The 2,316-nt window shown below is 75.6% G+C and carries 3 protein-coding genes; all 3 read left to right on the top strand.

Annotation, left to right across the window (positions count from 1 at the left end; all coding sequences use genetic code 11):
* Positions 1-150: 150 nt before the first annotated feature.
* On the top strand, positions 151-1,059 hold the full coding sequence (locus tag OZN99_RS30015; RefSeq protein ID WP_270938875.1) for a methyltransferase domain-containing protein: 909 nt from the start codon (positions 151-153) through the stop codon (positions 1,057-1,059).
* A gap of 67 nt (positions 1,060-1,126) precedes the next feature.
* Positions 1,127-2,101 (top strand): Bug family tripartite tricarboxylate transporter substrate binding protein, encoded by a 975-nt coding sequence (locus OZN99_RS30010; protein WP_270938874.1) that lies wholly within the window; start codon positions 1,127-1,129, stop codon positions 2,099-2,101.
* Positions 2,101-2,316, top strand: a 216-nt coding sequence (locus OZN99_RS30005) for an Ldh family oxidoreductase (protein ID WP_270938873.1), incomplete at its 3' end; no start/stop codon positions are given. The genes OZN99_RS30010 and OZN99_RS30005, both read left to right, overlap by 1 nt.

Genomic DNA, 2,316 nt, shown 5'->3' with positions numbered 1-2,316 from the left:
AGATGCCGACGGCCGAGGACGAGTTGCCGCCGCACTGGCGCGCCGTCGGCCAGCCCGCGCCGCGCGCCACGGCCGGCTGATCCGCCACGCTGCGGCGCAGGCCGCCACGGCACGGCTGACCGCCGCGTCGTATCCGGCTAGGGAGGGCCCATGCCCGCCCGTCCCGTCGAGGAACTTCCCGTCCCCCCCGGCCTCTCTGCCGGGGCACCCGTGCCCTGGTGGGTGAAGCTGGGTGCCAAGCTGGTGATCGGCGCGCTGCCCGTCCCGCCCCGCGCCTGGCGCGCCCTGGGCCTGCGCCGGCATTCCTTCGGGGCCGACGATGCGGCCCGCCAGGCACAGCCGGTGATCGACACCGTCGCGCATGCCACCCGGCTGATAGGCCGCGCCCCGCGCGGCTTCCTGGAGCTCGGGCCCGGCGCCATGGTGCGCCGCGCGCCGGTCGCCGCCGCGCTCGGCCTCGGCCCGATCTGGTACCTCGACGTAGAGGACGACGCGCCGAACGACCTCGCGCCCTACCGCATGGCGGCGGATGCGGCGCGCGCCGCCGGCCTCGCGCCGCCCGACCTCGCGGGCTGCGCGACGCGCGCGGACGTGCTGAAGGCCTGCGGCGCGACTCTGCTGATCGGCGGCACCGAACGCCTCTCCGCGCTCGCCGCCGGAACCATCGACCTCGTCGTGTCGGAAGCCGTGCTGGAGCATGTCCGGCGCGAGGACCTGGCGCCGCTTCTGGCGGAGTTGCGCCGCGTCACCGCGCGCGACGGCATCGGGCTGCACGGCGTGGACTTCAAGGACCACATGGGCGGCGCGCTGCGCCACCTCGCCTTCGCGCCCGCCTTCTGGGAAGGCCGCGCCGTCGCGCGCGCCGCGCTCTACACCAACCGCCTCGGCCTGACCGAGATGCTGGAGGCTTTCGCCGCTGCCGGCTTCGCGGCGGAGTCGCCGCACCGGCTGGTCTGGGACGCGCCGCCGCTGCCGCCCGGTGGTGTGCATCCCGCGCTGCGTCGCCGGTCCGAGGACAACCGCGTGGCCCATGCCGCGATCGAGGCGCGGCCGACCTGACCGACGGCCCTTGCCGGCGCGCGGCGCCGCACTCACTCTGCACCGAGAGGGAACGAGGGAGACGTTCATGATCCGCCGCCGCACGACCTTCGCGTTGGCCGCGACGCTCGCGCTGCCCGGGCTGGCCCGCGCGCAGCCCGCCTTCCCCGACCGCAACCCGCGCTACATCGTGCCCTTCCCGCCGGGTGGCCTGACCGACATCATGGCGCGGCTGTTGGCGCAGAAGCTCTCGGAGATCTGGGGCAAGGCGGTCGTCATCGACAACCGCGCCGGCGGCAACGCGCTGATCGGCGCCGACCTGGCAGCGAAGGCGGCGCCGGACGGCCACACGCTGCTGGCCATCACGCTGACCCATGCGGTCAACGCGACGCTGTTCCCCAACGCGCCCTACGATTTCCGGCGCGACTTCGCGGTGCTGTCGCTGCTCGGCTCGCTGCCGCTGGTCGTCGTCGTGAACGCGGAGAGGAGCCCGGCGCGCAGCCTGCAGGACCTGATGCAGCTGGCGCGCACACGCGCGCTGAACGGCGGCAGCTCCGGCAACGGCTCGCCGCCGCATCTCGGGCTGGAGCTGTTCCGCCGCGCCGCGCGTGCCGGCGACAACATCGTCCACGTGCCCTATCGCGGCGGCGCGCCGAGCGTGACCGACCTCGCCGCCGGCAATCTCGACCTGATGGTGAGCAACCTGCCGGAATGCCTGGCGCAGATCCGCGGCGGGCGGCTGCGCCCGCTCGCCATCACCAGCGCGGAGCGCCACCCGCTGGTCCCGGAGGTGCCGACGGTGCGGGAGCTCGGCACGCCGGAGCTCGAGATCACCAACTGGACCGCCGTGCTGACCCAGGCCGCCGTCCCCGCGCCGCTGCTGCAGCGGCTGGAGCGCGACGTGCAGGCGGCGATCCACGACCCGGAGACGACACGCCGCGGGCGGGAGGCCGGGTTCCAGGTGCTGGGCTGGGATGCCGCCCGCTCCACCCAGTTCGTGCGCGCCGAGACGGACCGCTGGGCGACGCTGGTGACCGAGGCGCAGATCAAGCCGGACGCGTGATGCCACGCCTGACCCTCACCGAGGCCGAGGCCCTCGCCCGCGACGCGCTGGCCGCCGCCGGCGCCAATCCGAGCATGGCGGCGCTGACCGCCGCGTCGCTGGTGGCGGCGGAGGCCGAGGGCCAGGCCGGCCACGGCCTCTCGCGCGTGCCGATGTACTGCGGCTTCCTGCGCAACGGCCGCGCCGACGGCGGCGCGGAGCCCGCCATCGCCGCG

Source organism: Falsiroseomonas oryzae, from assembly GCF_027856955.1.
In the GTDB taxonomy this organism is placed as follows: domain Bacteria; phylum Pseudomonadota; class Alphaproteobacteria; order Acetobacterales; family Acetobacteraceae; genus Falsiroseomonas; species Falsiroseomonas oryzae.
The sequence above is the reverse complement of the archived record's forward strand: the minus strand, read 5'-3'. Positions and strand labels throughout refer to the sequence as shown.

Coding starts and splice junctions, on each gene's coding strand:
- OZN99_RS30015 (WP_270938875.1), top strand. CDS start 151: ATGCCCGCCCGTCCCGTCGAGGAACTTCCCGTCCCCCCCGGCCTCTCT.
- OZN99_RS30010 (WP_270938874.1), top strand. CDS start 1,127: ATGATCCGCCGCCGCACGACCTTCGCGTTGGCCGCGACGCTCGCGCTG.